The organism is Acidovorax sp. HMWF018, from assembly GCF_003061035.1.
GTDB lineage: Bacteria > Pseudomonadota > Gammaproteobacteria > Burkholderiales > Burkholderiaceae_C > Acidovorax > Acidovorax delafieldii.
Genome location: NZ_QAIM01000203.1, coordinates 1 through 3558, shown reverse-complemented (window position 1 = coordinate 3558; position 3558 = coordinate 1). Strand labels below are relative to the sequence as shown.

Genomic DNA, 3558 nt, shown 5'->3' with positions numbered 1-3558 from the left:
GCGATGCCCTTGCTGCGGGCGCGCTGGCCATGGCCTGCTGGGCCATGTGCAGCATGCCCATCAGGCTGCTGCCGTGTTGCACCATGCGGGCCATCTGGCTGCGCAGCACAAAGCCGCCCAGTTGCAGCACACGGTTGACCAGCCCGCCGCGCAGCGCCTGCACCAGCACGCCCAGCGACAGGTCCACCAGCTGCGTGGTGTCGGCAAATTCGTCGGAAGTGTCGGCCAGCCAGTACGTCACCACGCCTGCGAGGTAGTCGGTGTAAAGGCTGCCCGCCAGGCCCTTGAAGTCGCAGGGCTCGATCTCGCCGCTGGCCTCGGCGGCTTCCAGAAAGCTCGCCACCGCCTCGCGCAGGCTCTGGCGCGCGGCCAGCGGCTCGGCCAGCATCGACAGCGGCGAGCGCCGCGCCAGACCGCGCACCTGGGCCACAAACTCGCGGTCGGCCAGCAGGCGCTCCAGCACGGCATCGGTCAGGCGCTGCAGCTTTTCTTGCAGGCCGTAACCCGCAAAGCCCGGTGTCTGCAGCGTGTCGGCCAGCGCCTGGTGCGCCACATCGTCCAGGTAGCCCAGCACGATGCGGTCCTTGGTGGGGAAGTATTTGTAGATCGTGGCGTCGCCAATGCCCGCCGCGCGGGCGATGTCTTTCATCGTCGTGCCGTCAAAGCCCTGGCGGGTCATGAGGTCCACCGCGCTGGCCACGATCTGGCGGCGCGTGGCGTCTTGCTGCTGGCGGGTGGTTTTCATTTGACTATTCTTAAATTGGTTGAATTTTCAATTTAAAGAATAGTAATTTCTGTTTATGGCGTCAAGCCACCTCTTGGCAGGCGCAAGCAGGTGTTTTGAGGCGTTCTTAGCCTCAAGCGCAGGTATTTCATGCGCTGATAGCTATCAAAAATATAGTAAATGGAGGCTGATTCATGGCGCTGCGGCCTGTCCCTGCACCTGTCAGGCGGCCGCTGCGCTCAACCAAGGGCAGGAGTTGGCTTGCAGCGACTGCTGCCGCTTGCAGGGGCCCGCGAAATCGGCGTGAGGCTTACCGCCGCATGCTTGCAAACGCCTCGAACTCCCAGCTGCGCATCGCCAGCAGCAGGGTGTAGCCCTCGCGCTCGCGGTCGGGCAGCTTCTGGTCGGCCAGGTGCTGCTGGGCAAAGTCCTGCGCCACGCGCTGCATGCGCTCCATGAAGGCGGGCGCCAGACTGCGGCTGATGTTGCCGTGCACCAGCAGCACGCCTTCGCCCAGTCCGTCAAAGCCGCCCGCAAAGTAGTCCAGCAGCGCATGGTCGCGGAAGTAGTTCATCACTGGGCCATGTGGGCGCCAGCGGAAGGTCTTGGCCAGCTTGAGGCGGTAGCGGTTGAGCGGCCGCAGCTCGATGATGCCGATGCGGTCCAGCTGCGCCAGGTATTTGATGCCCTCGGCCTCGGTCAGGCGGTAGTAGCCGGTTACCTGCTCCAGCGTCCACTGGCTCAGCACACAGATCGCCATCAGCAGCAGCTTCTTGTCGGCCACCACGGCCTTTTCCTGCTCGTGGGCCAGCTCTTTTAGCAAGGGCTGCTCGTCGGCCACGCGCCGGGCGAGGTCGGCAAAGTCCAGCGCCAGTGCGCGGCAGATGGCGTCGATGCGCGATAGCGGCATGTCGCCCCTGGCCAGCATGCGTTTGACGCTGGACTCGGCCATGCCCAGCGCCTGCGCCAGATCGGCGTAGGTCATCTGCGCGGTCTTGAGTTCCTTTTTCAGGGCGGTGACGAGGTCGGCGGTCGTGCTCATGGTGGGGGGGGCTCCTGGGTATCGATTATCAATACCCGAAGGTGCGTGGGTAGCCCCTTGCGCGACTTTTTGAGGCCACCGATGGCGCCGCTACCCACACTGCGCGGCATCGTTCACTTTCTACGGTGTGTGTGATGTCTTCTTCTCCTGTGACTCCCCCTCGTGCGCGCGGCCTGGCAACGCTGTCGCGACTGTCGGGTGCCGAAACCGGCCTGTTGCTGGGCGCGGCTGCGCTGCTCGCCCTGGCGTTGTTCGGCCCCGTGCTGCCCGCCAGTGCGCACCAGCATGACTTTGCCGACCTGCGCACGCTGTGGGGCATTCCCTGCGCGTTGGATGTGTTGAGCAACTTGGCCTTTGCCTTGGCAGGTGCATGGGGTTGGTGGGTGCTGCGCCGCGTGCCGTCGGCCGCGCTGGACGCCATCTCCCGTGCGCTGGCTGCCCTGTTCTTTGGCGGGCTGCTGTGCACCGCCGCAGGCTCTGCTCTGTACCACTGGCAGCCGCAGGACGCGGGCCTGCTGTGGGACCGTCTGGGCATGGTGCTGCCTTTTGCGGGGCTGCTTGGGCTGGCGGCGGCCAGCCGGGTGAGCGCGCGGGCGGGCGTGGCCGCTGCAAGTGCCGTGCTGCTGGCGGGGCCACTGGCCGTGTGGGCCTGGGTGCACACCGGCAACCTGCTGCCGTGGGCCGTGGTGCAACTGGGCGGTCTGCTGGTGGTGCTGGCGCTGGCATGCCTGCCACGCCGCGTCGGCGGACTGGCGCTGCACCTGGGCGTGGTGGTGGTGCTGTACGCCCTGGCCAAGCTGCTGGAGGCGGCAGACCATTCGGTGTTCGAGGCCACAGGCGGATGGGTGTCGGGCCACAGCCTCAAGCATGTGCTGGCGGCGGGCGCCGCCTGGCCGGTGCTGACGGCACTGGGATCGCTGGTGGCTTTGCGCCACAGTGACGCGGCGGTGATGCCGCGGGTCATGCCGTCCGGGCAGAATGGCGCCCACGCCGTGGGTGTCGCCCGCAGATCCGGCGCATGAAGCGCAGGTCCGGAAAATTCCAACAAGCCAACCCATCGGAAACGAGGAGAAACGCATGAGCCCCGACACCGCCTCCACCAGCGTGGCCCCCGCACCCACGCACGAGGACCCGAACCAGTTTGCCCTGCTGCGCCAGCGGCGGTTTGCCCCCTTCTTCTGGACGCAGTTCTCCGGCGCGGCCAATGACAACCTCTTCAAGTTCGCCTTCACGGTGATGGTGACCTACCAGCTGAGTGTGGACTGGCTGCCGCCGGCCATGGCGGGGCTGGTGATCGGCGCCCTGTTCATCCTGCCGTTCTTGCTGTTCTCGGCCACGTCGGGCCAGCTGACCGACAAGTACGACAAGACGAAGATGATCCGCTTCGTGAAGAACCTGGAGATCGCCATCATGCTGGTGGCGGCCGTGGGCTTCATCGCGGGCAACATCCCCATCCTGCTGCTGTGCACCTTCTTGATGGGCGTGCACTCCACGCTGTTTGGCCCGGTCAAGTTTGCCTATATGCCCCAGGTGCTCAACGAGCGTGAGCTGACGGGTGGCAACGGCATGGTCGAGATGGGCACGTTTGTAGCCATCTTGCTGGGCAATGTGGCCGGTGGTTTGCTGGTGGCGTTGCCAGGCATCGGCCACACCACCGTGGCCGTGGCCTGTGTGGTGGCGGCCCTGGCGGGACGCGCGGTGGCGCAGTTCATTCCCTCGGTGCCTGCCACCGACCCGGGGCTCACCATCAACTGGAATCCCTTCACCGAAACCTGGCGCAACCTCAAGCTGG

At 65.9% G+C, this 3558-nt stretch carries 4 protein-coding genes; 2 read left to right on the top strand and 2 right to left on the bottom strand.

Going from position 1 to position 3558, the window contains the following annotated elements:
- Nucleotides 1-745 (bottom strand): TetR/AcrR family transcriptional regulator (locus tag DBR23_RS07455; protein WP_108497818.1); only part of this gene is annotated, 745 nt, incomplete at its 3' end.
- A gap of 289 nt (nucleotides 746-1034) precedes the next feature.
- On the bottom strand, nucleotides 1035-1766 hold the full coding sequence (locus DBR23_RS07450) for a helix-turn-helix transcriptional regulator (protein ID WP_108497817.1): 732 nt from the start codon (nucleotides 1764-1766) through the stop codon (nucleotides 1035-1037).
- A 134-nt stretch (nucleotides 1767-1900) separates the two neighbouring features.
- Between DBR23_RS07450 and DBR23_RS07445 the strand changes: the two genes are divergently transcribed.
- Nucleotides 1901-2788 carry a hypothetical protein gene (locus DBR23_RS07445; protein WP_233250319.1) on the top strand — a complete coding sequence of 296 codons (888 nt, stop codon included), beginning with the start codon at nucleotides 1901-1903 and terminating at the stop codon, nucleotides 2786-2788.
- 55 nt (nucleotides 2789-2843) lie between these two features.
- A partial coding sequence (locus tag DBR23_RS07440; protein WP_146191270.1) for an MFS transporter occupies nucleotides 2844-3558 on the top strand: 715 nt, incomplete at its 3' end.

Bases quoted from the DNA above. Each gene is read 5' to 3' on its own strand.
- DBR23_RS07450 (WP_108497817.1), bottom strand. From the start codon at position 1,766: ATGAGCACGACCGCCGACCTCGTCACCGCCCTGAAAAAGGAACTCAAG.
- DBR23_RS07445 (WP_233250319.1), top strand. From the start codon at position 1,901: ATGTCTTCTTCTCCTGTGACTCCCCCTCGTGCGCGCGGCCTGGCAACG.